Genomic DNA, 24,637 nt, shown 5'->3' with positions numbered 1-24,637 from the left:
TCTCTCAGCCGTCCGGATTGAACACGTTCCAGCCCATTGCGCCGGCCAGTCGCTCCAGCGCAGCGGTGCCGAGCAGCGAGTTGCCTTGCGCCGACAGGCCGGGCGACCAAACGGCGATGCAGGCGCGGCCCGGTGCGATGGCCAGGATGCCGCCGCCCACCCCGGATTTGGCAGGCAGGCCCACGCGGAAGGCGAATTCGCCCGATGCATCATAATGTCCGCAGGTGAGCATCAGCGCATTGATGCGCCGCGCACGTTCGGGGGAGACGATCGCTTCGCCGCTCGCCGGATCGATGCCGCCGTGCATCAGGAAACGCCCGGCGCGGGCGAGTTGCCGGCAGCTCATGGCGATGGCGCATTGGTGGAAATAGGTGGAAAGCGTGGCGTCGACGCTGCCGGTGATGACGCCGTGCGCCTTCATGAAATGGGCCAGCGCGGCGTTGCGGTGGCCAGTGGCGGCTTCGGAATAGGCAACGGCGCCATCAACCGAAATGCCATCGTCTCCGGCCAGACGGCGGACCAGCCGCAGGATCGCACCCACGCCGGCGCGCGGATCGTCACCCGCGGCGACCAGATCGGTCACGGCAATGGCACCGGCGTTGATGAACGGGTTTCGCGGTCGGCCACCTTCGGCTTCGAGCTGGACGATGGAATTGAATGCACTGCCCGATGGCTCGCGTCCGACCCGGGCCCACACGGCATCGGCATTGCGGCCGAGGGCTTCGACCAGCGCAAACAGCTTGGAAACCGACTGGATGGAAAAGGGCAGATCGGCATCGCCCGCCGCCACTTCCTGGCCATCGGCGGTAATGGCGACCAGGCCGAAATGCGCGGGCGAGACCTTGGCCAGTTCGGGGATGTAATCGGCCACGCGGCCACGCTCGGGCGTGGTGGCCATGTCCTTGGCGATTTGGTCCACCAGCTCTGCCAGATCTGCCATGCAAGTGCGCTCCGTTTCGGCCGTGATTATGAGCGCTGTGGGCCCATCCGTGCAAATGCGGAGGCGAAATCCGCATATTTGGCTGGCAACCCGGCTTTGCGTAGTGTATCTCCGCAAATGAGGGCGGCTTCATTCCCATGGGGAGGACCATATGGCGACGCAACTGAAAGACACGCGGATCACCCAATCGTTGCCGCAGGGCAGTGTGAGCTGGCCGCTGCCGCCGCGTGTGCGGCCGGAACTGCCGAACCACGACAAGGCGACGCTGGAATCCTATCTGGCCTCGGCGCCGCTCGACGAAGTGGATATCGCCGATCCGCTGTGGTGGGAGACGGACACCAACCATGTCTATTTCCGCCGCCTGCGCGAAGAAGCGCCGGTGTTCTTCACCCATGTGAACAGCAACCGCCACCGCGGCTTCTGGAACGTGACGCGCTGGAACGACATCATGGCGGTGGATACCAACCACCAGGTGTTCAGCTCCGAAGCCATGCTGGGCGGGATCACCCTTTTCGACATGGACCCGGATTTCATCATGCCGATGTTCATCGCCATGGATCCGCCCAAGCACGACGTGCAAAGGAAGGCGGTGAATCCGATCGTTTCGGGCCAGAATCTCGCCAGCTATGAAGAACTGATCCGCAGCCGCACCTGCGAAGTGCTGGACAGCCTGCCGCGCGGCGAAGCCTTTGACTGGGTGGACAAGGTCTCCATCGAGCTGACCAGCCGCATGCTGGCGACGCTGTTCGGCTGGCCGCAGGAACGCCGCCGCATGCTGACCTATTGGTCGGACGTGTCGACATCCGATCCGGAGCTGCCGGGCAATCCGGGCAAGGAAGAACGTCAGGGCATCCTGCTGGGCATGCTGCAGGAATTCACCATGCTGTGGAACGAGCGGGTGAACAGCGAGCCGACCGGCGATCTGGTTTCGATGCTGGCGCACAATCCCGCCACGCGGAACATGCCGCCGATGGAATTCATGGGCAATCTGGTGCTGCTGATCGTGGGCGGCAATGATACGACCCGCAACTCGATTTCGGGCGGCCTCTATTTCCTCAACAAGAACCCGGGCGAATATGCCAAGCTGAAGGCCAACCACGGCCTGGTGGAGAACATGGTTTCGGAGATCATCCGCTACCAGACGCCGCTGGCCCACATGCGCCGCACCGCCCTGCAGGATACGGTGCTGGGCGGCCAGCTGATCCACAAGGGCGACAAGGTGGTGATGTGGTATTCGTCGGCCAACCGTGACGACACGGTTCTCGATCGGCCGGACGAGTTCATCATCGATCGCGCCCGCGCCCGCCAGCACATGAGCTTCGGTTTCGGCATCCACCGCTGCGTGGGCAACCGCCTGGCCGAACTGCAACTGAAGATCCTGTGGGAGGAAATCCTGAAGCGCTTTGATCATATCGAAGTGCTGGAAGAGCCGGAGCGGGTGCCAAGCGCTTTCGTGCGCGGCTACAAATCAATGATGGTCCGGATTCCGGCTTAAGCAGAGGGTTTCATGGTCAAGATCATTTACGTCGAGCACAATGGTGCCCGTCACGAAGTCAACGTGCCGGAAGGTGAAAACCTGATGGAAGGCGCCGTGCAGAACAATGTGCCCGGCATCGATGGCGATTGCGGCGGCAACGCGGCCTGCGCCACCTGCCACTGCTATATTCCGGAAGCCTGGCAGGCGCTGACGGGTGAACGCAGCGAGCTGGAAGATTCGATGATCGAGCTGGCGGATACGGCGATGCCGAACAGCCGGCTGGCGTGTCAGATCAAGGCGAGCGCGGCGTTGGATGGCATGGAAGTGCACATGCCGGCGACGCAGCATTAATCGCAGCCGGGCGCGCAAATAGCGCAGCTATTTGCCTACTCCGGCAAGATCGGACGGCGAGCGAAAAGGGGCGGGGCCAACACCCCGCCCTTTTTGATTCGTCCGACGGCGCGGCTTTGCCGCGCTCTTTCTTTCTTCGTTTCATCACACTCCAGGCGGACTCGGCGGCTTGGCCGCCGGCCGCGCCCCCGCGCACCGGCCTTTGCAGACGCATGGACCTACCCCAAGCCCCTCCCTCAAGCGGGAGGTGAGCTGTTCGCGCAGCCGGCACACACTTGCTCACCGCTCCGATCCAAGCCACACTCAAATCCTCATCTATCGGGGACTCGCCACCATGCCGCTTTCGCTCCACGCCGCTTTCGTGCCCTCCTGCCGCCAGGTGATCGGCGGCTGCCTTGCCGTGCTGGCCAAGGCCGAAGCTGCCGGCATCGGTGATCTTGGCGAACAGAAACTGGCGCCCGACATGTTCCCGCTCGCCTTCCAGGTGCAGAGCGTCGCCGCGCACAGTGCCGGTGCGATCGCCGCAGTGCGCGCCGGCCAGTTCAGCCCCGGCGGTGGGCTGCCGATGCCGGAGCCGGATTATGCCAGCTTCATCGCCATGCTCGCCGAAGCCGATGCGGCGCTGGCCGCCGTGACCGAGGCGGAGATGGAAGGCTTCATCGGCGGCCAGACCGATTTCGTGTTTCGCGACCGCCGGATGCCATTCACGTCCGAGAATTTCCTGCTCAGCTTCAGCCAGCCGAATTTCTATTTCCACGCCTCGATGGTCTACGCCATTTTCCGCAACAAGGGCGTGGCGCTGGGCAAGATGGATTTCATGGGCCGGCCCAGAATGTCCCTGTAGTTCATGGCGATGTGAGCGCTGGCGGTGAGCACCCACCCCCCGATGCCTCCCTTGAAAGGGAGGGGAGAAGGGGGCATGGGCTTGGTCCAAGGAGAAACGCCATGAATCGTGCCCTCATTCTCGCGCTGCTGATCGCCACGCCGGCCTGTGCTGCCCCGGTACCGCAGGCCGCCCCCAATGTGCCTGAGAAGAAGGCGGCCTTTGCCGGCCAGACCCGCGCTGAAGCGGTGGTGGCCAAAACCAGGCTCAGCGTCACCGAAATTGCCACGGGTCTCAACCGGCCGTGGGGCGTTGCTCTGCTGGACAAGGGGCGCTTCCTGGTCAGCGAAAAGGCCGCGGGCCGGCTGACCATCGTTGGTGCCGATGGCAGCAAGACGCCGGTGACCGGCACCCCCGCCACCGACGCCCGCGCGCAGGGCGGGATGCTGGGTGTGGCCAATCCCGGCGACGGCTGGATCTACTGGAGCTATGCCGAACCGCGAGAAGGCGGCAATGGCACGGCAGTGGCGCGTGGCCACCTGGTTGGCAGCGAGATGCGCGATGTGGCGGTGATTTTCCGCCAGCAGCCGTCGCTCGATTCCGTTCAGCATTATGGCGGCCGCCTGGTGTTTCCCAAGGATGGCACACTGATCATCACGCTGGGCGATCGTTCGATCCTGCCCGGCCGCGTGCAGGCGCAAAAGCTGGACAGCCTGATCGGCAAGATCGTCCGCGTGAACCGCGACGGCTCGATCCCGCAGAACAATCCCTTCGTGAACGCGCCCGGCGCGCGGCCGGAAATCTGGAGCTATGGCAATCGCAACGTGCAGGGCGCGGCGCTGGATGCCAAGGGCCGGCTGTGGGAAGTGGAGCACGGCCCGCAGGGCGGGGACGAGCTGAACCAGATCCAGATGGGCCGTGATTATGGCTGGCCCACCATCGGTTATGGCGAGGAATATTCGGGCAAGCCGATCAACGAGAACGCCACCCAGGCGCCGGGCATGGAACAGCCGCAATATTATTGGGACCCGGTGATCGGGCCCTCGGGCATGATTTTCCATTCGGGCAAGGGTGCGCCGGAGTTCAAGGGCAATATCTTCGTGGGCGGCCTGCGCGCGGCGTCGCTGGTGCGGCTGGTGATGAACGGTGACAAGGTGGCGGGCGAGGAACGGCTGCTGACCGACCGCAAGGAACGCATCCGCGACGTGATCGAAGGGCCAGCCGGCGAGATGTATCTGCTGACCGATGCTGCGGACGGCAAGCTGCTGAAGGTGACGCCCCAGAAGTGACCTTGGCCAAGTGACGCATGCTTGACGGGGAGAGCGCGCTTCGCTAAGCGCGCCACTTCCAAACCCCATGCAGGGAACATATCCGGTGCGCGGCCTTTGCCACGCTCCCCCTGCAGCGGACCAACCGGAGGAAAAATACTATGGCGGCTCCCGTCGTTTCCATGGCGAATCTGCTCGAAGCAGGCGCCCATTTCGGCCACCAGACACATCGCTGGAACCCGAAGATGAAGCCCTACATCTTTGGTGAGCGCAACGGCGTCCACATCATCGACCTGTCGCAGACCGTACCGCTGTTCGCCCGCGCGCTCGATTTCGTGCGCGTGTCGGTGCAGCACGGCGGCAAGTTGCTGTTTGTCGGCACCAAGCGCCAGGCGCAGGACCCGATCGCTGATGCCGCGCGCCGCTGCGGCCAGCATTATGTCAACCACCGCTGGCTGGGCGGCATGCTCACCAACTGGAAGACCATTTCGGGCTCGATCCGCAAGTTCAAGCAGCTGGAAGAAACCCTGTCGGGCGACACCACCGGCCTGACCAAGAAGGAAGTTCTGAAGCTCACCCGTGAGCGTGACAAGTTCCAGGCCTCGCTGGGCGGCATCCGCGACATGGGCGGCCTGCCGGAAGTGATCTTCATCATCGACGTCAACAAGGAAGAACTGGCGGTCAAGGAAGCCAATGTGCTGGGTATCCCGGTCGTGGCCATCCTCGATTCCAACACCGATCCGAGCGGAATCGCTTTCCCGGTGCCGGGCAATGATGACGCCAGCCGCGCCATCCAGCTGTATGTGAACGCCATTGCCGACGCCGTGATCGACGCCAAGCAGGGCCGCGCTGCCGACATGGGTGTTGATCTGGGCGCGATGGAAGAAGCCCCGGTGGAATATATCGCTCCGGAAGCCGAAGTTGTTGCCGACGTCGCGCCGGAAGCGGTGATGGACGCCCAGCCGGAAGCCTGAGGCTTCCCGTTTTCGAACCAACGGGAGGCTGGGCGCGACATGTGCCCAGCCTCTTGTCACACATATTTCATGATGGCCGGGCATGGCCCTGCCAACGCTAGAAGAGGAGCCTCGACATGGCTGAGATCACCGCCGCGATGGTGAAAGACCTGCGCGAAAAGACCGGCGCCGGCATGATGGATTGCAAGAAGGCGCTGGGCGAAACCGCTGGCGACATGGAAGCCGCTGTCGATTGGCTGCGCGCCAAGGGACTCGCTGCGGCTGCCAAGAAGGCCGGCCGCACCGCCGCTGAAGGCCTGGTGGGCGTGGCCGTTTCCGGCAACAAGGGCGCCGCTGTCGAAGTGAACAGCGAAACCGATTTCGTTGCCAAGAACGAGATTTTCCAGTCGTTCGTCACCACCGTGACCGGCCTCGCGCTGGCCAGCGGCGCCGATGCCGATGCGCTGGGCGCGCTGCCGTTCCCCGGCGGCGAAGGCAGCGTGGCGGACAAGCTGACCGCCAACATCGCCACCATCGGCGAAAACCAGTCGCTGCGCCGCACGGCCATGCTGGAAGTGAGCCAGGGCGTGGTTGCGGCCTATGTCCACAACGCCATTGCGCCGGGCATCGGTCGCATCGGCGTGCTGGTGGGCCTGGAATCGGCCGCTGCTGCCGACGTGCTGGAGCCGCTGGCCAAGCAGATCGCCATGCACGTGGCCGCTGCCAGCCCGCTGGCGCTGGACGAAGCTGGCCTTGATCCGGCGCTGGTGGAGCGTGAACGCGCCATCGCTCGCGAAAAGGCCGCCACCTCGGGCAAGCCGGCCGAAATCATCGAGAAGATGATCGAAGGCGGCGTGCGCAAGTTCGCGCAGGAAGCCACGCTGGTGAACCAGATCTTCGTGATCGATGGCAAGTCCAAGGTGTCCGACGTGGTGGCCGCTGCTGCCAAGGCCGCCGGCACCGCGATCACGCTGAAGGGCTTTGTCCGCATGCAGCTGGGCGAAGGCATCGAGAAGCAGCAGAGCGATTTCGCTGCCGAAGTGGCGGCTGCTGCCGGCCTGTAAGCAAGGGTGAAGACAGGAAGGGCAGGCAGGGAGTTCCCGGCCTGCCCTTTTTGCTGCCCGTTTCGACCCCGCCCATCTTGGCTTGTCCACGCTTTTTGCGTGTGCGCCGCTTGGCAGCGCGGTCAAGCACCGCTAGTGACCTATCATCCTGACACAGAGTGAACGCCGCCCCATGCCAGCCTTCAAGCGCATTCTCCTGAAACTCTCCGGCGAAGTGCTGATGGGGCAGGGCGCCTATGGCATCGATCCCGATCAGGCTGCGCGCATCGCTGGTGAAGTGAAGGCCGTGCACGATACCGGCGTCGAAACCTGCCTGGTGGTGGGCGGCGGCAACATCTTCCGCGGGCTGGCCGCCGCGGCCAAGGGCTTCGATCGCGGCAGCGCCGATTACATGGGCATGCTGGCCACGGTGATGAACGCGCTGGCCATGCAGAACGCGCTGGAAAATATCGGCGTTGTCACCCGCGTGCAGTCGGCCATCCCGATGCCATCGGTGTGCGAGCCCTACATTCGCCGCCGCGCCGAGCGCCACCTGGAAAAGGGCCGCGTGGTGATCTTTGCCGCCGGCACCGGCAACCCGTTCTTCACGACCGATACCGGTGCTGCCCTGCGTGCCGCCGAAATGAACTGCGATGCGTTGTTCAAGGGCACCAGTGTTGATGGCGTTTATGATGCTGATCCCAAGCAGGTGCCGGGCGCACGCCGTTATGAAACGGTGAGCTATTCCAAGGTCTTGGCCGACAATCTGAAGGTGATGGATGCCAGCGCGGTTTCCATGTGCCGCGACAATGATATTCCGATCATCGTGTTCAACATCCGCGAACCCGGTGCCCTGCTGGCCGTGCTGAACGGCGGGGGCACTTCGACCACTGTGACAGGAGAAGCAAATGGCTGAGTTCGAGCCAGGCCCGTTCAAGGCCGATCTGGAACGCCGCACCGCCGGCGCCGTGGATGCGCTCAAGCATGACCTGGGGTCGTTGCGCACTGGCCGTGCCAATACCAGCCTGCTCGATACGGTGCACGTGGAAGTCTATGGTTCGTCGATGCCGCTCAGCCAGGTCGCCACCGTGACGGTGCCGGAACCGCGCATGCTTTCGGTGCAGGTGTGGGACAAATCCAATGTGACCCCGGTGGAAAAGGCCATCCGCTCTGCCGGCCTGGGCCTCAACCCGATCACCGACGGCCAGACGCTGCGCCTGCCGATCCCGGACATGACCGAGGAGCGCCGCAAGGAAATGGTGAAGCTGGCCGGCAGCTATGCCGAAAAGGCCAAGATCGCCGCCCGCAACGTGCGCCGTGACGGCATGGAAGCGCTGAAGGCGGCCGAGAAGAAGGGCAAGATCAGCCAGGACGAGCAGAAGCGCCTGGAAGCCGACGTCCAGAAAATCACCGACAAGGCGATGACCGATATCGATGCCACCGTGGCGGCCAAGGAAAAGGAAATCCTTGGCAAGTGACAGCGGTTGCGGCCTCTGTTGCCGAAGGTGGCGGCTGCCGGCACTTGGCCATCATCATGGATGGCAATGGCCGCTGGGCACAGGCCAAGCGGCTGCCGCGCATCGCCGGGCATAGGGAAGGGGTGCAGGCCGTCCGCCGCGTGGTGGAGGCCGCGCCGACGCTCGGCCTCGATGTGCTGACCCTCTATGCCTTTTCCAGCGAGAACTGGAAGCGGCCGGCCGACGAGGTGAGCGACCTGATGGGCCTGCTGCGCCACTATGTGCAGCACGAGCTTGATACGCTGCACAGGAATGGTGTCCGACTGGATTTCATCGGCGACTGGCAGGCGTTGAAGCCCGATCTGGTCCAACTGCTGGCCACCGCGCGCGACAAGACCCGTTCCAACAGCGGCCTGCGACTGGTGATGGCGCTGAACTATGGCGGGCAGGGCGAGATCGTGCGGGCGGCCAGGGCGCTGGCGGCAGATGTCGCGGCGGGCACGCTGGCGCCAGACGGCATCACCACCGACATGCTGGAAGCCCGGCTTGATACCGCGGGCCTGCCGCCGCCGGATGCGGTGCTGCGCACGTCGGGCGAACTGCGCCTGTCCAATTTCCTGCTGTGGCAGACGGCCTATGCCGAGTTTCTGGTCACGGAAACACTGTGGCCGGATTTCGACGGCGCGGCGCTGGCCGCAGCGCTGGATGAATTCTCGCGCCGCGAACGCCGCTTCGGTGGCCGTTGACCATGGCGGTGGGGGCCGGCCAATTGGGTCAACGGGTTGCGACCGGCGTCGTGCTGGTGGTCGTGGCGATTGGCGCCCTGTGGCTGGGCGGGCCGGCCTTTGCCGTGCTGGCCGCCGCCGCGGTGCTGGTGATGTTCACCGAATGGACGGCGATGCACCGCTTGCCGCTGCTGCTGCGCCGCCTGGGCCTTGCCGTGCTGGGCCTGGTGGTATGGGTGGTGGCGGTGATGGGCAATCCGGCCGAAGCCTTGATGCTGCTGGGCGGCGGGGCCGGTCTGCTCGGCCTGTTTGCCAGCCGCCTGCAGAAGGGGCTGGGGCGGCCGATGGTGCTGGGCCTGCTCTATTGCGGGCTGCCGGCGGTGGCGCTGGTCTGGCTGCGGGCCACGCCCTGGGGCTTTTATGCGACCCTGTTCGTGATGGCGGTGGTATGGGGCGCGGATATCGCCGCCTATTTCACCGGCCGGGCGCTGGGCGGGCCGAAACTGGCCGCCGCGATCAGCCCCAACAAGACGTGGAGCGGCGCCTTCGGTGGGCTGATCGGGTCGCTGCTGGCCGCCGGCGCGCTGGCGCTGCTGTGGCCGGGCTATGCCAACATGGCCGGCATTGGCCGGCTGGCGCTGCTGGCGCTGCCGCTGGCGGTGATGTCGATCCTGGGTGATCTTTATGAAAGCTGGCTCAAGCGCAAGGCCGGCGTGAAGGACAGCGGCACGCTGCTGCCCGGCCATGGCGGCGTGATGGACCGCCTGGATGGCCTGGTGCCCGCCGCCGTTGCTGGCGCCGGTGTGTTTGCCGCCACGGGGTGGACGGGATGACGCGCAGTTTGACCATCCTGGGCGCCACCGGATCGGTGGGCAGCCAGACGCTCGACCTTGTGGCGCGCAATCCCGGCCGCTGGCAGGTCGAAGCCCTCACCGCCGGCAGCGATGTCGCTGCGCTCGCCGCGGCCGCCCGCGCCTGCGGGGCGCGATTTGCGGCAGTGGCCGATGCGGCCAGGGGCGAAGCGCTGAAGGAAGCGCTGGCCGGGTCCGGGATCGAAAGCGGGGCGGGGCCGGGCGCCCTGGTCGAGGCCGCCGCCCGCGATGCCGAGATCGTCATCACCGCCATCGTGGGTGCCGCCGGCCTGCCGCCGACCATGGCCGCCGTGCGGCGCGGCGCGCAGATCGGCATTGCCAACAAGGAAACGCTGGTTTGTGCCGGCCCGGTGGTGATGGCGGCCGCAAAGGCCCATGGTGCCACGCTGCTGCCGGTCGACAGCGAGCACAACGCCATCTTTCAGGTCTTTCCCCACCACGATCCGACGCAGGTCGAGCGCGTGATCCTCACCGCCAGTGGTGGCCCGTTCCGCACCCGCAGCCGCGCCGAGATGGCCGGGGTGAGCGTCGCCGATGCCTGCAAGCATCCAACCTGGAGCATGGGCGCCAAGATCAGCATCGATTCGGCCACGCTGATGAACAAGGGGCTGGAACTGATCGAAGCGGCGCAGCTCTTCCCGGTGCCGGTCGACAGGCTGGACGTGATCGTTCACCCGCAATCGGTGATTCATTCGATGGTGGAATATGCCGATGGCAGCGTGCTGGCGCAGCTTGGCAGCCCCGACATGCGCATTCCGATTGCCTATGCGATGGGCTGGCCGGAACGCATCGCCACGCCGGCGGCGCGTCTCGACTTCGCCGCGCAAGCCAATCTTTCCTTTGAAAAGCCTGATCTGGAACGCTTTCCCTGTCTGGCGCTGGCGTGGGAAGCCATGCGGGCAGGCGGCAGCGCGCCCTGCATCCTGAATGCCGCCAATGAAATTGCCGTTGCGGCGTTCATCGCTGGGCAAGCCGGCTTCCTTGATATCGACGCCATCGTGGCGGAGACCTTGGCGATGATGCCTTCTGGGCCGGTTGCAACATTGGACGAAGTGCTGGCCGTGGACGCCGCCGCACGCAATGTGGCGCGGGCGCAAGTGGCGAGACGGGCCGCATGAGTGAATTTCTGCCCCAGCCCGGCCTGATCTTCACTCTGGCCAGCTTCATCGCCATGATCGCCGTGCTGGTGGTCGTGCACGAGGGCGGCCATTATCTCGCCGGGCGCGTGTTCGGCGCACGGATCGAGGCCTTTGGGGTCGGCTTTGGCCGCGAACTGATCGGCTGGAGCGACCGGCGCGGTGTGCGCTGGAAGATCAACGCCATCCCGCTGGGCGGCTATGTGAAGTTCGTGGGCGACATGAACGAGGCCAGCCAGATCGATCCGGCGTTGCAGTCGTTGCCGGAAAGCGAACGGCGCGGCCTGTTTGCCTTCCTGCCGCTGTGGCAGCGCGCCATCATCGTGGCCGCCGGCCCGGCCATCAATTTCCTGTTTGCGATTCTGATCCTGGCCGGTTTCAACCTGGCGCTGGGCCATCAGGCCTCGCCGCCGGTGGTGGAACGGGTGATGCCGGGCAGCGCCGCCGAACGCGACGGCCTGGCGGTGGGGGATCGCGTGCTGGCAGTCGATGGCAAGCCGGTCAGCCGCTTCGAGGATATCACCGCGCAGATCGTCACCGGGACCGGCGACAAGGTGGAACTGCGGGTTTTGCGGGCCGGCAGCGAGCGCCGCATCGTGGTCAAGCCGACGATGGTGGAAAGCCGCGACCGCTTCGGCAATGTGTCGCGCCATCCGCGCCTCGGCATCGTGCGTCCTGCCGAGGTGGTGGAAGAGGTTGGACTGATCGATGCCGTGCGCTGGGCCGTGATCGATACCTGGGGCATCACCCAGACCATCGGGCGCACCTTGCGTCAGGTCGTGACGGGCGATCGCGACATCACCGAAATGGGCGGCCCGGTGAAGACCGCGCAGATCGCCGGCCAGCAGGCCAGCCTGGGCCTGCTGTCGGCCGTGGCCTTCATGGCCTTCTTCTCGATCAACCTGGGTTTCATCAACCTGCTGCCCATCCCGATGCTGGACGGCGGCCATCTTCTGCTCTACGGCATCGAGGCGGTGCGGCGGCAGCCCCTGGCGGAAAAGGTGCAGCAATGGGCCTTCATGTCGGGCTTTGCCGCGCTGATGTCGCTGATGGCGGTGCTGACCTGGCACGACATGTTGAGTGTCGGGCTGTGGAACCGTCTGGCGAACTTGCTGGGATGAGTGTTTCTGTCCGTCCGGTAGTGCGCAATTTTGGGCATCGCGGGAGCAACCGGCGAGCCGCAGGGCTGAGTGGTGGTCGATTGGTGGGGTTGATGGAAGCCAAATTTGTTCGCGACGAACATGGTGTGGCCGGGTGGCGGCGCCCGCTGGCGGCGCTGCTGCTCTCGACCGCGCTGGCCGCGCCCGCGGTGGCCCAGCAACGCCCGCGTCCGCCGGCTCCGGAACCGGCGCGCCCGTCGGCCGAAGCAGAAGCGCGTGCCGCTGAATCCCGCAACCAGACGGCGCTGCCGGCCACCGCCGCCAATGCCGGCATCGTGCGCAGTGTCGTGGTGCGCGGCACCGAGCGCCTGGAGCCGGAAACCGTCCGCTCCTACCTCAACCTCGCCATCGGTGATCGTTATGACCGCGATGCGCTCGATACGGCGCTGAAGGCGCTCTATGCCTCCGAACTGTTTTCCGATGCCACCATCCGCGACGACAATGGCGCGCTGATTGTCGAGGTGAAGGAAAATCCGGTGATCAACCGGATCATCATCGAAGGCGCCAAGCGCGTGAAGGAAGAGAAGATCCGCGAGGAAATCCGCCTTGCCCCGCGCCAGATCTTCACCCGTTCCAAGACCCGCGCCGATCTCGGCCGCATATTGGAACTCTATCGTCGCGGCGGACGGTTCGCGGCCAGTGTCGAGCCCAAGATCGTCCAGCTCGAACAGAACCGTGTCGACGTGATCTTCGAGATCAGCGAAGGCCCCAAATCCAAGATCCGCCAGATCAATATCCTCGGGAACAGCAAGTTCAAGGAAGGCGAGATCCGCAAGCAGATGGCATCGAAACAGTCGCGGCCGTGGCGCTTCTTCACGTCCAACGATACCTATGATCCCGATCGCCTGGCCTATGACCAGCAGAAGCTGCGCCAATATTATCTGACCGAAGGCTATGCGGATTTCCGCGTTGCCTCGGTGGTGGCCGAACTGACGCCCGACAAGAAGGATTTCATCGTTACCTATGTCGTGGAAGAGGGCGAGCGCTACAAGTTCGGCAAGGTCGATCTGGAAAGCCAGCTGCGCGATATCAAGCCCAAGGAATTCCGCCCGATCATCCGCATCAAGGAAGGCGATTGGTACAACGCCCAGTTGATCGAGAACACGGTCGAAAGCCTGTCGGAAACGGCCGGCCTCCTGGGTTATGCCTTTGCCGACGTGCGCCCGCAGTTCGAGCGCAACAAGGAAGACCTGAAGATGAACGTCACCTTCCAGATCGGGGAGGTGCCGCGCGTCTATGTGGAAAAGGTCGCCATCAACGGCAACACCATCACCTATGACAATGTCATCCGCCGCGAATTCCGCCTGGCGGAAGGCGATGCCTTCAACTCGATCAAGGTCAAGCGTTCCAAGGATCGTCTGCTTGGCCTCGGCTTCTTCCAGGACAAGCTGGACATCGAGCAGAAGCCCGGCACGACGCCCGATCGCATCGTGCTGGAAGCCAATGTGCAGGAACGCCCCACCGGCGAACTGCAATTGTCAGCCGGCTTCTCGTCGATCGAACGCTTCATCTTCTCGGCCAGCGTGCGCCAGCGCAACTTCCGCGGCCGTGGCCAGGAAATCCGCCTGTCGGGCAATATCTCCAGCTTTGCCCGCTCGATCGAAGCCGGCTTTACCGAGCCTTATCTGGGTGGCCGCAACCTGGCGCTGGGCTTTGACGTGTTCCGCCGTGATTTCCGGTCGTTCCGCTTCACCGGCAACAACACCCGCGACACCACCTACACGCAGGTTTCGACCGGCTTCCAGGTGCGCACCGGCTTCTCGATCACCGAATTCTGGGCCGCCTCGCTGCGCTATGGCCTGAGCCGCGAAGAGATTGGTCTGGATGAATCGATCTTCTTCACCAACGGCGTCTGCGATCCGCTGCGCGCCGGTCGCTTCCTGTGCGAACAGCTGGGCAATCGCACCGTTTCCACCATCGGCTATTCGCTGCTGTACAACAGCCTGAACAACGTGCGCCTGCCGTCGGCCGGTCAGCGCTTCAGCTTCAACCAGGATATCGCCGGCCTGCCCATTGGCATCAAGTTCATCACCACCCGTGCCAACTATGATTGGTTCACCCCGCTGTTCGGCACTGGCTTCGTGCTGAACCTGGGCGCGGAAGGCGGTTATGTGACGGGCTATGGCGGGCAGGACGTGATCCTGACCAACCGCTTCTTCCTCGGGCAGCCGCAGTTCCGTGGCTTCAACATCCGCGGTGTCGGTCCGCGCGTGCTGCGTCGTCCGCTCAATCTGGATGGCACGATCGTGCAGGATCGCCGCCAGGCGCTGGATGATGCGCTGGGTGGTCGCGCCTATTACCAGGCGCGTGCGGAAATCCGCATTCCGCTGGGTTCGGCGGGCAGCGAACTGGGCATTCGCCCATCGATCTTTGCCGATGTCGGGGCGCTGTGGAGTCTGAAATCGCCCACGCTCACCTGCCAGGATGGTCCGTCCGGCCCGGCGCCGCGCGTGCCTGGCCAGGTGGCGCCCTGCTTGCCCAACGATGGCTTCTCGTCGGGCTTTGTCGAGGAATTCCTCGGGAATACACCGAAACCGCGCGTTTCGGTGGGTATCGGGGTCAACTGGAATTCGCCGTTCGGGCCGTTCCGGTTCGACCTTGCCAAGGCCCTGGTGACTCAACCGGGCGATGATCCGCAACTTTTCCAATTCAACGTAGGGACTGCATTCTGATGAAGAAGATTCTGATCGCGCTGGCGCTTGCCGGCGTTGCCACTCCGGTGCTCGCGCAGCAGCTGCCGGCCGCCGTGATCGTGACGGTTGACCGCCAGGAAATGATCGCCACCTCGGCTGCCGCCAAGGCCGCGCAGGCCGAGCTGAAGCCGAAGGCCGATGCGTTGAACGCCCGCCTGAACCAGCTGCGCACCAGCCTTTCTGCCGAGGAAAAGACGCTGCGCGATACCCAGCCCCAGCAGGGCGCGCTGCCGGCCGCCATCCAGGCCTGGCAGACCAAGGCGCGCGATTTCGAAAACCGCCGCGTGCAGGCGGATCAGGAACTGCAGCGCCGCCAGCAGGAAATCCAGCAGGCCGAACAGTGGGTCGTGAAGCAGATCAATGATGGCGCCCAGCCGATCATCAGCCAGATCATGCGCGAAAAGGGCGCCAACATCGCCGTTGACGAGCAGGTGACGATCCAGCACGCCGCCGCCATCGACGTCACCGCTGATGTGGTGGCCCGTCTCGACAAGGCGCTGCCCAAGGTGTCGATCACCCCGCCGGCCCCGCCTGCGGGTGCTGCGCCGGCGGCCCCGGCTCCGGCCGCTCCGGCTGCACCGCCGCGCCGCTGATGAGCGACGCCGTGCCACAAGTGGCCAGCACGGCGGACGTGCTGGCCGTGATGGCCCTGCTGCCGCATCGGTTTCCGATGCTGCTGGTTGACCGGGTGATCGACATGATCCCCGGTCAATCGGCGACTGGCATCAAGGCGGTGACCATCAACGAGCCGTTCTTTGCCGGGCATTTCCCGGCCAAGCCGATCATGCCGGGCGTGCTGATCGTCGAAGCCCTGGCGCAGACGGCCGGCGTGCTCGCCATTCACGGTGCGCGGGCCAAGGACCCGACCGGCGGGGACAAGCTGGTCTTCTTCATGGCGATCGAGAACGCCAAGTTCCGCAATCCCGTGGAGCCGGGCTGCCTGCTGCATCTGAAGGTGCAGGTGGTGCAGGATCGCGGCCGCGTTGCCAAGTTCACCGGCCGCGCCGAAGTGGATGGAAAACTGGTCGCCGAATGCAGTTTCACGGCGATGATCGCCGATCCGCCTGCCGCCGCCTGAGGCCATTGCGCCGAGACGGCATCATCCCCATATTCATCGCATGAGCGGATTTTCCTCCCTGTTGCTGCTGGCCGGCATATTGTCTGCCAGCCAATTCGCGGCCGATGTCGATCGCAATGGCCCCAAGCCAGCCGTCGCTCATCTGGTGGCGGGCGGCGATTGGGGCCGGGTGATGGGCGCGATCCGCAATGGCGCGGCCGACTGGATCGCGATGGCGCCCGAAATCGCGCGCGGGGCCGAACCGGCCCAGGCTGGACAATTGAGCGCCGCGCTGGCGGCAGCCTTGCCGCGGGCGCCGTCGGAAGTGCTGGCAGTCACTGATCTGCGGCGCTCACCGGTGCTGGGTGTGCAGGCCATTTGTGGTGCGCCGGACGGCAGCCATCCGCCGGCCGCGCGTGCCGCCTATCTGGCCGATGCACGCGAAGCGGTGGAACTGCTGCCGGATGTGGCCGCCATTGGCCGGGCCAAGGCGGTCTGCCTCAAGGAACTGGCGCTGGCGGCGGCGCGCTGACTGGCGCTGCTGCCGGGGCTCGTGATGCCCACAGGCAGGCACCAGCGATGATCGCCGCGCCCAGCACGGTGGTGAAGGCCACTGCTTCATCGAACAGCAGCCAGCCAAACAGGGCAGCCCAGGGTAGGGCGCTATATTCTAGCACCGCCGAAACCTGTGCCTGCAAATGCACATAGCCGCGCGCCATCAGCTGCACGCCGATATTGCCAGCCAGGCCCATGGCCATCATCAGGCCGATATCGACCAGCGGCGGCACGGTCGGTGTGATGAAGATCACGGGAGACAGCCACAGCATCGGCACGACAGCAGCGATCAGCGTGATCACCGTCGCCCCATCGGCCGCCGCGCGGGAGCGCAGGATCACCGCCGCCGCCCCATACAGGATGGCGGCAAACACCGCCGCACCGGCCGCCAGCAGATCGTCGCCCGACAGGCTGGGCATGCCGCCCACGGTGACCAGCACCCCCACAAAGCCCAGTGCGCCGGCCGCGATGTAGCGCGGCTGCACAGGCTCCTTCAGATAAAGCGCTGCCATGAACGGCACGGCCAGCGGCCCGACAAAGGTGAGGGTGAGCACCAGTGCCATCGGCAGTTTGGCAATCGACCAGAAAAACGCCAGCGCCATTGCCGCGATCAGCGTGCCGCGCACCAGATTGGGCTTCAGCCCGCCCGGCGCCACCCACGGTCGGCCTTGCCACTGCCACACCATCAGGCCGATGATGGTGCCGGCCACATAGCGGCCAAGGGTGGCGACGCCGGCGCCGTGGCGCAGCGCCAGATATTTGGCGAAGGCATCCAGCACGCACAGCGCCCCGATGCCGGCCAGCACCAGCAGGATCGCCGAAAGGCGGTTGGGGTGGCCGCTGGACATGCGCCGGCCTTAGCCGGGCGCGCTCCAAACGTCTACCGGCCCAGCCGGCGGATCAGGCTGGCGGCGAGATAAAGTCGGCTCGGCACGCTTTCCAGATGCACATATTCGGCGTCGGTGGTGTGATAGCCGGCGCCGGGCAGGCCAAGGAACTCCAGTACCGGCACACCGGCCAGCGCCGCATAGCCGGCATCGGTGCCGCCACCCGTGCGCGGCATCAGCGGCAGCCGGCGGCCAAGCGTGCCATAGATGGCCTGGGCCTCCTCGATCAGCGCGCTGCTGGCCGGGCTGACGTCGAACGGCGGCCGGTTCACCCGCACTTCGGCCACCACCTGGGCGCCGGCCAGCGCCGGTGTCTTCAGGCGTTCGTTCAGTTCGGACCGGAACTGATCGACATCGGCCAGCGTTGACGTGCGCAGATCGCCAATCAGCGTCACATTGTTGGGGATGATGTTGCGAACCCCGCGATCCTGGTTCACCACCGTCCAGTTGAAGCGGCGCTTGCCCGGGCCGCGATCAAGATCCTTGGTCACCGCGATCACGTGCGCGGCTTCCACCATCGCATTGATGCCGGTTTCGGGCGCGGCGCCGGCGTGGGCGGATTTGCCGGCAATGGTGACGATCACCGTGTTGGTGCCCGATGTGCCGTTCACCATCGCTTCGGGATGCACCGTTGGTTCAAAGCTGAGCACGGCCGACATGCCCTTGGCCATTTCGGTGATGATCGGGCCGGACCCAACGGAGCCGCGCTCCTCGTCCGTGTTGATCAGCACGGTCAGCTCGGCATAGTCGCGGGCATTCAGCAGCGGCAGCGTGTGCAGGATAACCGCAATGCCGGCCTTGTCGTCGGCGATGCCGGGGCCATAGGCGAGCGGGCCAGTATCGCCTTCCACCACCTTGAACGGCGCCTTGGCCAGCGCACCGCGCTGATACACCGTATCCATATGGGCGATCAGCAGCAGCTTGCCCTTGCCGGTGCCTTTCCAGCGCGCGACGATGATGTCTCCCACCGTGCCGGGCAGGGGCTTCACCCGGCTGACGCTGCCGCCGCTCTGGGTGAAGCGGGCTTCCAGATAGCGGCCCAGCGTCTCCAGCCCTTCGGCATCGCCGCTGCCGGTTTCGACCTCCACCAGCGATTTCAGCGTGCCCGTGACGGCCGGCGCCTCGGCCGTGGCGGCCTTCAGCAGCGCATTATCGGGCTTCGGCGCGGCCAGTGCACTGGTGGCCAGCAACACGGCCGCCGCAGCGATCAGTGTCTTCATCTTTTTCTCCCCGCCCGCAGCATAACGGAGAGAAAAGCTTTGTCACGCCTACTTGGTCTCTTCGAACAATTCCCGTCCGATCAGATAGCGGCGGATTTCCGATGTGCCGGCGCCAATTTCATACAGCTTGGCATCGCGCAACAAGCGCCCGGTGGGATAGTCGTTGATATAGCCGTTGCCGCCCAGGCACTGGATGGCTTCCAGCGCCATCCACGTCGCCTTTTCGGCGGAATAGAGGATGCAGCCGGCGCTGTCCTTGCGGGTGGTTTCGCCGCGGTCGCAGGCCTGGGCCACGGCATAAGTGTAGGCCTGGGCGGTGGAGAGGGCGACATACATGTCGGCCAACTTGCCCTGCATCAGCTGGAACTGGCCAATGGGCTGGCCGAACTGCTGGCGTTCGTGAACATAGGGCACGACGACATCCATGCAGGCCTGCATGATGCCGAGTGGCCCGCCGCTGAGCACCACGCGTTCATAATCCAGGCCGCTCATCAGCACGCGGGCGCCATTGCCCACCCCGCCCAGCACATTCTCGGCCGGCACGGTGCAATTTTCGAACACCAGTTCGCAGGTGTCGCTGCCGCGCATGCCCAGCTTGTCCAGCTTCTGTGCGGTGGAAAAACCCGCCATGGACTTTTCGATCAGGAAGGCGGTGACGCCGCGCGGGCCGGCGGCGGGATCGGTCTTGGCATAGACGACCAGGGTTTCGGCGTGCGGACCATTGGTGATCCACATCTTGTTGCCGTTGAGCACATAATCGCCATTGCCCTGGATTTCGGCGCGCAGCTTCATGCCGATCACGTCGCTGCCAGCGCCCGGTTCCGACATGGCGAGGCTGCCGACATGCTGCCCGCTGATCAGATCCGGCAGATAGCGTGCCTTCTGCTCGGCGCTGCCCCAACGCGCGATCTGGTTGATGCACAAATTTGTATGGGCGCCGTAGGACAGGCCAACACTGGCGGAAGCGCGGGAGAGTTCCTCCACCACCACGACATGCGCGAGATAGCCCAGACCAATGCCGCCATCGGCTTCCGGCACGGTGATGCCGTGCAGGCCAAGCTCGCCCATCTTGGGCCACAGATCGCGCGGGAATGTGTTGGTGGCATCGATCTCGGCCGCGCGCGGGGCGATTTCGGCGGCGGCAAAGGCGCGCACCGTATCGCGCAGCATGTCGATGGTCTCGCCATGGGCAAAGTTCAATTGGCTCAGCATCGTGAGGGGTTCCTTTGGTCCGTTGTGCCCGTTCTAGGCGTTGGCAAGGGGAGCGGGAAGGGGGCAAAGTCGCGCTGTGTTGACATCAGTATTCGTTGTGTATACACAATGATTCGTGATGACGAACAATGGAACTCCGGTCCTGCACAACCGCCTCGCGCTGTTTCGCGCTGAAGCCGGCTTGTCACGCAAGGATCTGGCCGAACAGGTCGGCGTCAACCCGCAGACCATCGGCTTTCTGGAGCGCGGCCACTATGGCCCCAGCCTGGAACTGGGGCTGAAGCTGGCCCGTGTGTTCGGCGTGCCGGTGGAAACATTGTTCAGTCTCGAGCCATTCACGCCGTTGGCACAGCAATTGATCGTCACCAAGGGAGCCGCCTGATGAAGCAAGCCCTCAACCCGCCGCTGCGCCTGTCGCTGCGCACCGCGCGCTTCCTGTCACTGCTGGTATTGGGCGGGATTGGCATCGGCTATCTGGGCGGCGCCGTGTTCGCGGCGCCGGATGGCACGACGCCGATGGGTTTCCTGGGGCTGCGCCTGATCGGCCTGTTCAGTGCGGTGGCGCTGTTCATCGAAGGCCGCGGGCAGCTGACCCAGGCCAGCGACGCCATGCTGGATGAGCGGGAACGGGCACTGCGCGACAAATCCTATGTTGCCACCCACCAGATCATGATCATGGCGCTGTTCGGCTTTTTCCTGTGGTCGATCCTGGCCAAGTTCATCGATGGCTGGATGCCAGGCCGGGAACAGGCGCTTGATCTGCTGTCGGGTTTCGCCATCACCTCGATGGCGCTGCCGGGCATCATCCTGGCGTGGGGGGAACGCGTGGTTGACGATGCGGAGGACGCGGGATGACGCAATTGCCACGGTGCGCGCCCGATTGAACAGACTTCCCGGCCGGAAGGGCCCGGGCCGACAACGAGCCCCGTCGGCCCGGGCCACAACAGGTTGTAGCCACGGCTCCCTTGCTGCGTCTGCTGTGCTAGAATGCTGCAGCATGGTGGCGGGGAGAGTGTCGATGAGCGAAGCGCTGAGGCGATTTGTGGCCCAAACGGGCCGCGCAGCACAATTGGCCACCGCATCAGCCCGGTCGCCGGCAGCACAGCCGGGCACTTATCCCGATTGGTCGATCGACGCCCGATCGGTGCTGCAATGGCAAGCGCTGGTCACCGGCAGCGCGCCTTTGGGTGTCATCACGCTCGCCGCCGATGGGCAGTTGCAGATCGATCTGGATGACAGCCCGGGCTGGCATCCGTTCATCGCCATGGCGGGTGAAGCCGGCGGCCGGCAGTTCCGGGTCAACGCGCGCTATCGCTGGGATGGCGGCCCGGTTGAAGACAGTGAAATGGCCACCTTCGACAGCACGCTCGGCCGCTATGTCCGGCTTGCCACGGCCTCCGATGGCTCGCTGGCTTCCAATGGCCTGCGGTCCCGCCTGGTGGTGGTTGCCCTTGATGGCCAGCCGTGGACAGTGAATGATGCCTGGGTGGGATGGGTGCAGAGCGGTTGATGGCGCTCAGCCGATTTCCACCAGCATCATGCCATCGGCGACCTGATCGCCCACGCTGATGTGAACGGCCTGCACAGTGCCGGCGACGCGGGCGAGCAGGCGGTGCTCCATCTTCATGGCTTCCAGCACCAGCAGGCGGTCGCCTTCGGCCACGGCCTGGCCCGGCGTCACGTCGACCGCCAGCACGCGACCGGGCATCGGCGCGATCATGTGGGCGTGGCCGCCGCCAGCATCCTTCACGCGCGGCGGGCGGGTGCCGATCAGCCAGCTCTGGCCGGCGAGGCGCACATCCACCGTGCCGGTGCCGGGCACCACGGTGGCGGTCATCATCTGGCCGGCGAGGTCGATCGCCAGGCCGTGCGCACCAACCCGCATGGCAGATATTTCGCCAACCCCGGCGAGGCCACCGACGCGCCAGCGCTGGCCGCCCACATGGCGCAGGCTGATGGCGTGCCGGTTTTCATCCCACCACAGGCGGACATGGGTTTCGGCGGCCAGATTGATGCGGAAATTCAGTGCGCCATACAGGCTGGCGGTGGCGCTGTCCTGCGGCAGGCCCAATCCCAGCGCGGCGGCGAGCAGCACGGGGGCCGGGCACAGGCCGGGGGCGGCCAGTTCGGCGGCATGGCGGGCGATGAAGCCGGTATCGACCTCACCGGCGCGGAAGGCCTTGGTGTCGGCCAATCGGGCCAGGAAGGCGCGGTTGCATTTGAGGCCACTCACCACCGTGGCATCGAGCGCGCCGACCAGCCGGTCGATGGCTTCAGCCCGGGTCGCGCCGTGAGCGATGACCTTGGCGATCATCGGATCATAGTCCAGCCCGATGCGGCTGCCGTTTTCGACGCCGGTATCGATGCGCACCCCGGGGCCTGTGCCGAATTCCAGATTGCTGATCGTGCCGGTGGCCGGCAGGAAGCCGCTGTCCGGATCTTCGGCATAAAGCCGGGCTTCCATCGCCCAGCCGGTGACCGACAGTTCCTCCTGCCGCTTGGGCAATGTCTCGCTGCGCGCGACGCGGATCTGCCATTCAACAAGATCCTCGCCGGTGATGCATTCGGTCACCGGATGCTCCACCTGCAGGCGGGTGTTCATTTCCATGAAGTAGAAGGCAGGATCGCCGGCCTCGTCCACCGTGTCGAGATCGAGGATGAACTCCACCGTGCCGGCGCCGCTGTAGCCAATGGCATGGGCGGCGGTAACGGCGGCAACGCCAAGCGTGTGGCGCAGGCGCTCGGAAAGCCCGGGGGCAGGGGCTTCCTCGATCACCTTCTGGTGGCGGCGCTGCAGCGAACAATCGCGTTCGAACAGATGGACGGCATTGCCGTGATTGTCGGCAAACAATTGCACTTCGACATGGCGCGGGCGCTGGATCAGCTTTTCCAGCATCACCGCCGGGTTGCCGAACGCGGTTTCGCCTTCGCGCTGGGCGGCCATCAGGGCTTCCTGGAATTCGGCGGGGTTGTGCACGGCGCGCATGCCCTTGCCGCCGCCGCCGGCCACCGCCTTGATGAGCAGCGGATAGCCAACGCCCTCGGCCGCCTTTTGCAGGCGCACCAGCGATTGATCATTGCCCTGATAGCCCGGCGTGATCGGCACGCCGGCCTTTTTCATGGCGGCCTTGGCAGTGTCTTTCAGGGCCATCACCCGCATGGCGCTTTCGGGCGGGCCGATGAAGATTATCCCGGCCTTTTTCAAGGCCTTGGCGAAATCGGCATTCTCACTGAGGAAGCCGTAACCGGGGTGAACAGCATCGGCGCCGGTGCGTTTGGCCGCCGCAATGATGGCGTCCACATCCAGATAGGGCCGGTCACCGGCCAGCGGCACCGATTGGCCGGCTTCACGGACGAACGGCGCAGCGGCGTCGGCGGCCGAATGCACGGCGACCGTGGCAATGCCCATCCGGTGCGCGGTGCGGATGATGCGGCGGGCGATTTCCCCGCGATTGGCGATCAGGATTTTCTGCATGGGTTTCACTTTGGCGGGCAGCCCTTGGGATCGGCGGTCCAGCCGAAGGTGGTCAGCACCCACTTGCCGTCGAGTTTGCTCCAGCCAAAGCTGTCGATGCCGCAATGGATGCGCTTGCCGTCGATATCGAGCGTGTAGGGCGCCCAGACATGGGCATGATCGCGGGTGACCAGCACCCTGGACCGCACGATGCGCTCATCAAACTTGCGTGGCGGGGCATTGCGGAAATTGTCGAACAATTGCTGCCGCGTCATCACGCTGTACTTGCTGCCGCCTTCAGGCGGGAAGCGCAGCACCTGGATGGTCAAGGTCGGATGCGTCATCGCCTCGGCACCATTGGCATCGCCCCTGTTGAGCGCCGCCATGAAGGCGTTGGTGGCCGCGAGCACCTCGTCCTTCGGTGCAGCGGCAGCGGGAGCCGCCACCAGCAGCGCAGCGGCAAACAGCGGCTTCATTCCGTGACCCATGATGGTTTCCCCTTGCTCAGGAAGGCGGATATGCCTTCGCGGCCTTCTTCACTCACCCGGCGGGCGGCGATGCGGCGCGCGCTTTCCTCGCGCAGCTCCTCGGTGATTTCGGCAGCGGCGAAATCCAGCGCCAGACGTTTCGCATCAGCCACCGCGCCGGGGGCGGCCTGGCCGATATGGGCCAGCCAGTGGGCGACCATGGCTTCGGCAGCATCTTCATCAATGGCGGTTTCGTTCACCAGTCCCATGGCGGCGGCATCCTCTGCCGTGAACGCCTCGGCGGTGAGGAACCAGCGCCGCGCCGCCGCGCCGATCCTGGCCAGCACGAACGGCGAGATGGTGGCCGGCGTCAGGCCCAGCCGCACTTCCGACAGGCGGAACTGCGCACCCTCGATGGCGACGGCCATATCGGCACAGGCGACCAGCCCCACGCCGCCGCCTGTCACATGGCCGTGCGCCACCACGATCACCGGTTTCGGGCAATCATTGATAGCGGCCAGCATGTTGGACAGACTCATGGCGTCGGCCTGGTTCTCGGCCTCGGTCCAGCCGGCGGCGGCGCGCATCCAGTCGAGATCGGCGCCTGCGGAAAAGCTCTTGCCATTGCCGGCCAGCACGATGGCGCGCACGTCGCCGGACTGGCCGAGCCGGGTGAAGGCTTCCTCCAGCGCTGCGATCAGTTCGGCGTTGAAGGCGTTGTGGCGTTCGGGGCGATTGAGCGTGAGCCGCGCCGTGCCCCAGTCGTCGATGGTTTCATCCAGCATCGGCATGCCCTCCCCAAATGTCATGCTGGCGCAGGCCAGCATCCATCGCGCAGCGGGTGCTTGTGGTGGGGTGGATGCTGGCCTGCGCCAGCATGACGGCGA

The 24,637-nt window shown here is 65.2% G+C and carries 26 protein-coding genes; 19 read left to right on the top strand and 7 right to left on the bottom strand.

The features are described from left to right. Nucleotides 1-4: 4 nt before the first annotated feature. A complete protein-coding gene (locus tag D619_RS0109950; RefSeq protein ID WP_017668440.1) occupies nucleotides 5-940 on the bottom strand; it encodes a glutaminase in 936 nt (311 codons plus the stop codon). Nucleotides 941-1,091: 151 nt separating this feature from the next. Between D619_RS0109950 and D619_RS0109945 the strand changes: the two genes are divergently transcribed. The 16 genes from D619_RS0109945 (at nucleotide 1,092) to D619_RS17335 (ending at nucleotide 16,487) form a co-directional block, all read left to right on the top strand. Then, on the top strand, nucleotides 1,092-2,435 hold the full coding sequence (locus D619_RS0109945; protein ID WP_017668439.1) for a cytochrome P450: 1,344 nt from the start codon (nucleotides 1,092-1,094) through the stop codon (nucleotides 2,433-2,435). A gap of 12 nt (nucleotides 2,436-2,447) precedes the next feature. Beyond that, a complete protein-coding gene (locus D619_RS0109940; RefSeq protein WP_017668438.1) occupies nucleotides 2,448-2,768 on the top strand; it encodes a 2Fe-2S iron-sulfur cluster-binding protein in 321 nt (106 codons plus the stop codon). 334 nt (nucleotides 2,769-3,102) lie between these two features. Next, a complete protein-coding gene (locus tag D619_RS0109935; RefSeq protein WP_017668437.1) occupies nucleotides 3,103-3,612 on the top strand; it encodes a DUF1993 family protein in 510 nt (169 codons plus the stop codon). A 101-nt stretch (nucleotides 3,613-3,713) separates the two neighbouring features. Beyond that, on the top strand, nucleotides 3,714-4,880 hold the full coding sequence (locus D619_RS0109930; protein WP_017668436.1) for a PQQ-dependent sugar dehydrogenase: 1,167 nt from the start codon (nucleotides 3,714-3,716) through the stop codon (nucleotides 4,878-4,880). Between the two features lie 140 nt (nucleotides 4,881-5,020). Next, nucleotides 5,021-5,833 carry a 30S ribosomal protein S2 gene (rpsB, locus tag D619_RS0109925; RefSeq protein ID WP_033373389.1) on the top strand — a complete coding sequence of 271 codons (813 nt, stop codon included), beginning with the start codon at nucleotides 5,021-5,023 and terminating at the stop codon, nucleotides 5,831-5,833. A gap of 116 nt (nucleotides 5,834-5,949) precedes the next feature. Continuing rightward, a complete protein-coding gene (gene tsf / locus D619_RS0109920; protein WP_017668434.1) occupies nucleotides 5,950-6,876 on the top strand; it encodes a translation elongation factor Ts in 927 nt (308 codons plus the stop codon). Between the two features lie 172 nt (nucleotides 6,877-7,048). Continuing rightward, entirely contained in the window at nucleotides 7,049-7,771 is a 723-nt protein-coding gene (gene pyrH / locus D619_RS0109915; protein ID WP_017668433.1) for a UMP kinase, read from the top strand. Next, nucleotides 7,764-8,333: a ribosome recycling factor gene (gene frr / locus D619_RS0109910; protein ID WP_017668432.1), complete on the top strand. Its 570-nt coding sequence runs from the start codon at nucleotides 7,764-7,766 to the stop codon at nucleotides 8,331-8,333. The genes pyrH and frr overlap by 8 nt, the downstream gene beginning before the upstream one ends. Then, on the top strand, nucleotides 8,330-9,058 hold the full coding sequence (locus D619_RS0109905) for an isoprenyl transferase (RefSeq protein WP_017668431.1): 729 nt from the start codon (nucleotides 8,330-8,332) through the stop codon (nucleotides 9,056-9,058). The genes frr and D619_RS0109905 overlap by 4 nt, the downstream gene beginning before the upstream one ends. Before the next feature lie 2 nt (nucleotides 9,059-9,060). Continuing rightward, complete coding sequence (locus D619_RS0109900) at nucleotides 9,061-9,870, top strand: phosphatidate cytidylyltransferase (RefSeq protein WP_017668430.1); 810 nt, start codon at nucleotides 9,061-9,063, stop codon at nucleotides 9,868-9,870. Then, entirely contained in the window at nucleotides 9,867-11,027 is a 1,161-nt protein-coding gene (locus D619_RS0109895) for a 1-deoxy-D-xylulose-5-phosphate reductoisomerase (protein ID WP_017668429.1), read from the top strand. The genes D619_RS0109900 and D619_RS0109895 overlap by 4 nt, the downstream gene beginning before the upstream one ends. Further along, nucleotides 11,024-12,166: an RIP metalloprotease RseP gene (rseP, locus tag D619_RS0109890; protein WP_017668428.1), complete on the top strand. Its 1,143-nt coding sequence runs from the start codon at nucleotides 11,024-11,026 to the stop codon at nucleotides 12,164-12,166. The genes D619_RS0109895 and rseP overlap by 4 nt, the downstream gene beginning before the upstream one ends. A 92-nt stretch (nucleotides 12,167-12,258) precedes the next feature. Further along, the gene (bamA, locus tag D619_RS0109885; protein WP_017668427.1) at nucleotides 12,259-14,877 is read left to right on the top strand and encodes an outer membrane protein assembly factor BamA; all 2,619 of its coding nucleotides are present in this window, start codon (nucleotides 12,259-12,261) and stop codon (nucleotides 14,875-14,877) included. Further along, nucleotides 14,877-15,491 carry an OmpH family outer membrane protein gene (locus D619_RS16320; RefSeq protein WP_017668426.1) on the top strand — a complete coding sequence of 205 codons (615 nt, stop codon included), beginning with the start codon at nucleotides 14,877-14,879 and terminating at the stop codon, nucleotides 15,489-15,491. Before bamA ends, D619_RS16320 begins: the two co-directional genes overlap by 1 nt. Continuing rightward, complete coding sequence (fabZ, locus tag D619_RS0109875; RefSeq protein ID WP_017668425.1) at nucleotides 15,491-15,976, top strand: 3-hydroxyacyl-ACP dehydratase FabZ; 486 nt, start codon at nucleotides 15,491-15,493, stop codon at nucleotides 15,974-15,976. The genes D619_RS16320 and fabZ overlap by 1 nt, the downstream gene beginning before the upstream one ends. 40 nt (nucleotides 15,977-16,016) lie before the next feature. After that, nucleotides 16,017-16,487 (top strand): hypothetical protein, encoded by a 471-nt coding sequence (locus tag D619_RS17335; protein ID WP_017668424.1) that lies wholly within the window; start codon nucleotides 16,017-16,019, stop codon nucleotides 16,485-16,487. On the opposite strand, the gene D619_RS0109865 is transcribed toward D619_RS17335, so the two are convergent. From D619_RS0109865 to D619_RS0109855, 3 genes are read right to left on the bottom strand one after another with little or no spacing between them, the layout of a single operon-like run. Beyond that, entirely contained in the window at nucleotides 16,456-17,358 is a 903-nt protein-coding gene (locus tag D619_RS0109865; protein ID WP_017668423.1) for a DMT family transporter, read from the bottom strand. The two genes, D619_RS17335 and D619_RS0109865, sit on opposite strands and share 32 nt — an antisense overlap. 32 nt (nucleotides 17,359-17,390) lie before the next feature. After that, complete coding sequence (locus D619_RS0109860) at nucleotides 17,391-18,617, bottom strand: glutamate carboxypeptidase (protein ID WP_017668422.1); 1,227 nt, start codon at nucleotides 18,615-18,617, stop codon at nucleotides 17,391-17,393. A gap of 48 nt (nucleotides 18,618-18,665) precedes the next feature. Further along, nucleotides 18,666-19,829 (bottom strand): isovaleryl-CoA dehydrogenase, encoded by a 1,164-nt coding sequence (locus tag D619_RS0109855; RefSeq protein ID WP_017668421.1) that lies wholly within the window; start codon nucleotides 19,827-19,829, stop codon nucleotides 18,666-18,668. Between the two features lie 118 nt (nucleotides 19,830-19,947). Here D619_RS0109855 and D619_RS0109850 point away from each other — a divergent pair, with 118 nt between their 5' ends. From D619_RS0109850 to D619_RS0109840, 3 genes are all read left to right on the top strand, one after another. Further along, on the top strand, nucleotides 19,948-20,211 hold the full coding sequence (locus D619_RS0109850; RefSeq protein WP_017668420.1) for a helix-turn-helix transcriptional regulator: 264 nt from the start codon (nucleotides 19,948-19,950) through the stop codon (nucleotides 20,209-20,211). After that, nucleotides 20,211-20,684 (top strand): hypothetical protein, encoded by a 474-nt coding sequence (locus D619_RS0109845; protein WP_017668419.1) that lies wholly within the window; start codon nucleotides 20,211-20,213, stop codon nucleotides 20,682-20,684. The genes D619_RS0109850 and D619_RS0109845 overlap by 1 nt, the downstream gene beginning before the upstream one ends. A gap of 163 nt (nucleotides 20,685-20,847) precedes the next feature. Then, nucleotides 20,848-21,339, top strand: coding sequence for a hypothetical protein (locus D619_RS0109840; RefSeq protein ID WP_017668418.1), 492 nt, complete (start codon nucleotides 20,848-20,850; stop codon nucleotides 21,337-21,339). Between the two features lie 6 nt (nucleotides 21,340-21,345). Here D619_RS0109840 and D619_RS0109835 read toward each other — a convergent pair whose 3' ends face one another. The 3 genes from D619_RS0109835 to D619_RS0109825 are packed head-to-tail and all read right to left on the bottom strand — an operon-like array spanning nucleotide 21,346 to nucleotide 24,559. Beyond that, a complete protein-coding gene (locus D619_RS0109835; RefSeq protein WP_017668417.1) occupies nucleotides 21,346-23,304 on the bottom strand; it encodes a biotin carboxylase N-terminal domain-containing protein in 1,959 nt (652 codons plus the stop codon). Between the two features lie 5 nt (nucleotides 23,305-23,309). Next, a complete protein-coding gene (locus D619_RS17330; RefSeq protein WP_017668416.1) occupies nucleotides 23,310-23,759 on the bottom strand; it encodes a DUF4440 domain-containing protein in 450 nt (149 codons plus the stop codon). Then, nucleotides 23,756-24,559: an enoyl-CoA hydratase-related protein gene (locus D619_RS0109825; protein WP_206536358.1), complete on the bottom strand. Its 804-nt coding sequence runs from the start codon at nucleotides 24,557-24,559 to the stop codon at nucleotides 23,756-23,758. The genes D619_RS17330 and D619_RS0109825 overlap by 4 nt, the downstream gene beginning before the upstream one ends. Nucleotides 24,560-24,637: the final 78 nt, after the last annotated feature.

It is taken from the genome of Sandarakinorhabdus sp. AAP62 (assembly GCF_000331225.1).
Taxonomy (GTDB): Bacteria; Pseudomonadota; Alphaproteobacteria; order Sphingomonadales; family Sphingomonadaceae; genus Sandarakinorhabdus.
This window is presented reverse-complemented; position numbering and strand designations above follow the sequence as displayed.

Coding starts and splice junctions, on each gene's coding strand:
- D619_RS0109935 (WP_017668437.1), top strand. CDS start 3,103: ATGCCGCTTTCGCTCCACGCCGCTTTCGTGCCCTCCTGCCGCCAGGTG.
- D619_RS0109895 (WP_017668429.1), top strand. CDS start 9,867: ATGACGCGCAGTTTGACCATCCTGGGCGCCACCGGATCGGTGGGCAGC.
- D619_RS0109845 (WP_017668419.1), top strand. CDS start 20,211: ATGAAGCAAGCCCTCAACCCGCCGCTGCGCCTGTCGCTGCGCACCGCG.
- D619_RS16320 (WP_017668426.1), top strand. CDS start 14,877: ATGAAGAAGATTCTGATCGCGCTGGCGCTTGCCGGCGTTGCCACTCCG.
- fabZ (WP_017668425.1), top strand. CDS start 15,491: ATGAGCGACGCCGTGCCACAAGTGGCCAGCACGGCGGACGTGCTGGCC.
- D619_RS0109945 (WP_017668439.1), top strand. CDS start 1,092: ATGGCGACGCAACTGAAAGACACGCGGATCACCCAATCGTTGCCGCAG.
- D619_RS0109835 (WP_017668417.1), bottom strand. CDS start 23,304: ATGCAGAAAATCCTGATCGCCAATCGCGGGGAAATCGCCCGCCGCATC.
- D619_RS17330 (WP_017668416.1), bottom strand. CDS start 23,759: ATGAAGCCGCTGTTTGCCGCTGCGCTGCTGGTGGCGGCTCCCGCTGCC.
- tsf (WP_017668434.1), top strand. CDS start 5,950: ATGGCTGAGATCACCGCCGCGATGGTGAAAGACCTGCGCGAAAAGACC.
- D619_RS0109825 (WP_206536358.1), bottom strand. CDS start 24,559: ATGACATTTGGGGAGGGCATGCCGATGCTGGATGAAACCATCGACGAC.
- D619_RS0109860 (WP_017668422.1), bottom strand. CDS start 18,617: ATGAAGACACTGATCGCTGCGGCGGCCGTGTTGCTGGCCACCAGTGCA.
- rpsB (WP_033373389.1), top strand. CDS start 5,021: ATGGCGGCTCCCGTCGTTTCCATGGCGAATCTGCTCGAAGCAGGCGCC.
- bamA (WP_017668427.1), top strand. CDS start 12,259: ATGGAAGCCAAATTTGTTCGCGACGAACATGGTGTGGCCGGGTGGCGG.
- D619_RS0109930 (WP_017668436.1), top strand. CDS start 3,714: ATGAATCGTGCCCTCATTCTCGCGCTGCTGATCGCCACGCCGGCCTGT.
- D619_RS17335 (WP_017668424.1), top strand. CDS start 16,017: ATGAGCGGATTTTCCTCCCTGTTGCTGCTGGCCGGCATATTGTCTGCC.
- D619_RS0109850 (WP_017668420.1), top strand. CDS start 19,948: ATGACGAACAATGGAACTCCGGTCCTGCACAACCGCCTCGCGCTGTTT.
- frr (WP_017668432.1), top strand. CDS start 7,764: ATGGCTGAGTTCGAGCCAGGCCCGTTCAAGGCCGATCTGGAACGCCGC.
- D619_RS0109940 (WP_017668438.1), top strand. CDS start 2,448: ATGGTCAAGATCATTTACGTCGAGCACAATGGTGCCCGTCACGAAGTC.
- pyrH (WP_017668433.1), top strand. CDS start 7,049: ATGCCAGCCTTCAAGCGCATTCTCCTGAAACTCTCCGGCGAAGTGCTG.
- D619_RS0109900 (WP_017668430.1), top strand. CDS start 9,061: ATGGCGGTGGGGGCCGGCCAATTGGGTCAACGGGTTGCGACCGGCGTC.
- D619_RS0109950 (WP_017668440.1), bottom strand. CDS start 940: ATGGCAGATCTGGCAGAGCTGGTGGACCAAATCGCCAAGGACATGGCC.
- D619_RS0109865 (WP_017668423.1), bottom strand. CDS start 17,358: ATGTCCAGCGGCCACCCCAACCGCCTTTCGGCGATCCTGCTGGTGCTG.
- rseP (WP_017668428.1), top strand. CDS start 11,024: ATGAGTGAATTTCTGCCCCAGCCCGGCCTGATCTTCACTCTGGCCAGC.
- D619_RS0109855 (WP_017668421.1), bottom strand. CDS start 19,829: ATGCTGAGCCAATTGAACTTTGCCCATGGCGAGACCATCGACATGCTG.
- D619_RS0109840 (WP_017668418.1), top strand. CDS start 20,848: ATGAGCGAAGCGCTGAGGCGATTTGTGGCCCAAACGGGCCGCGCAGCA.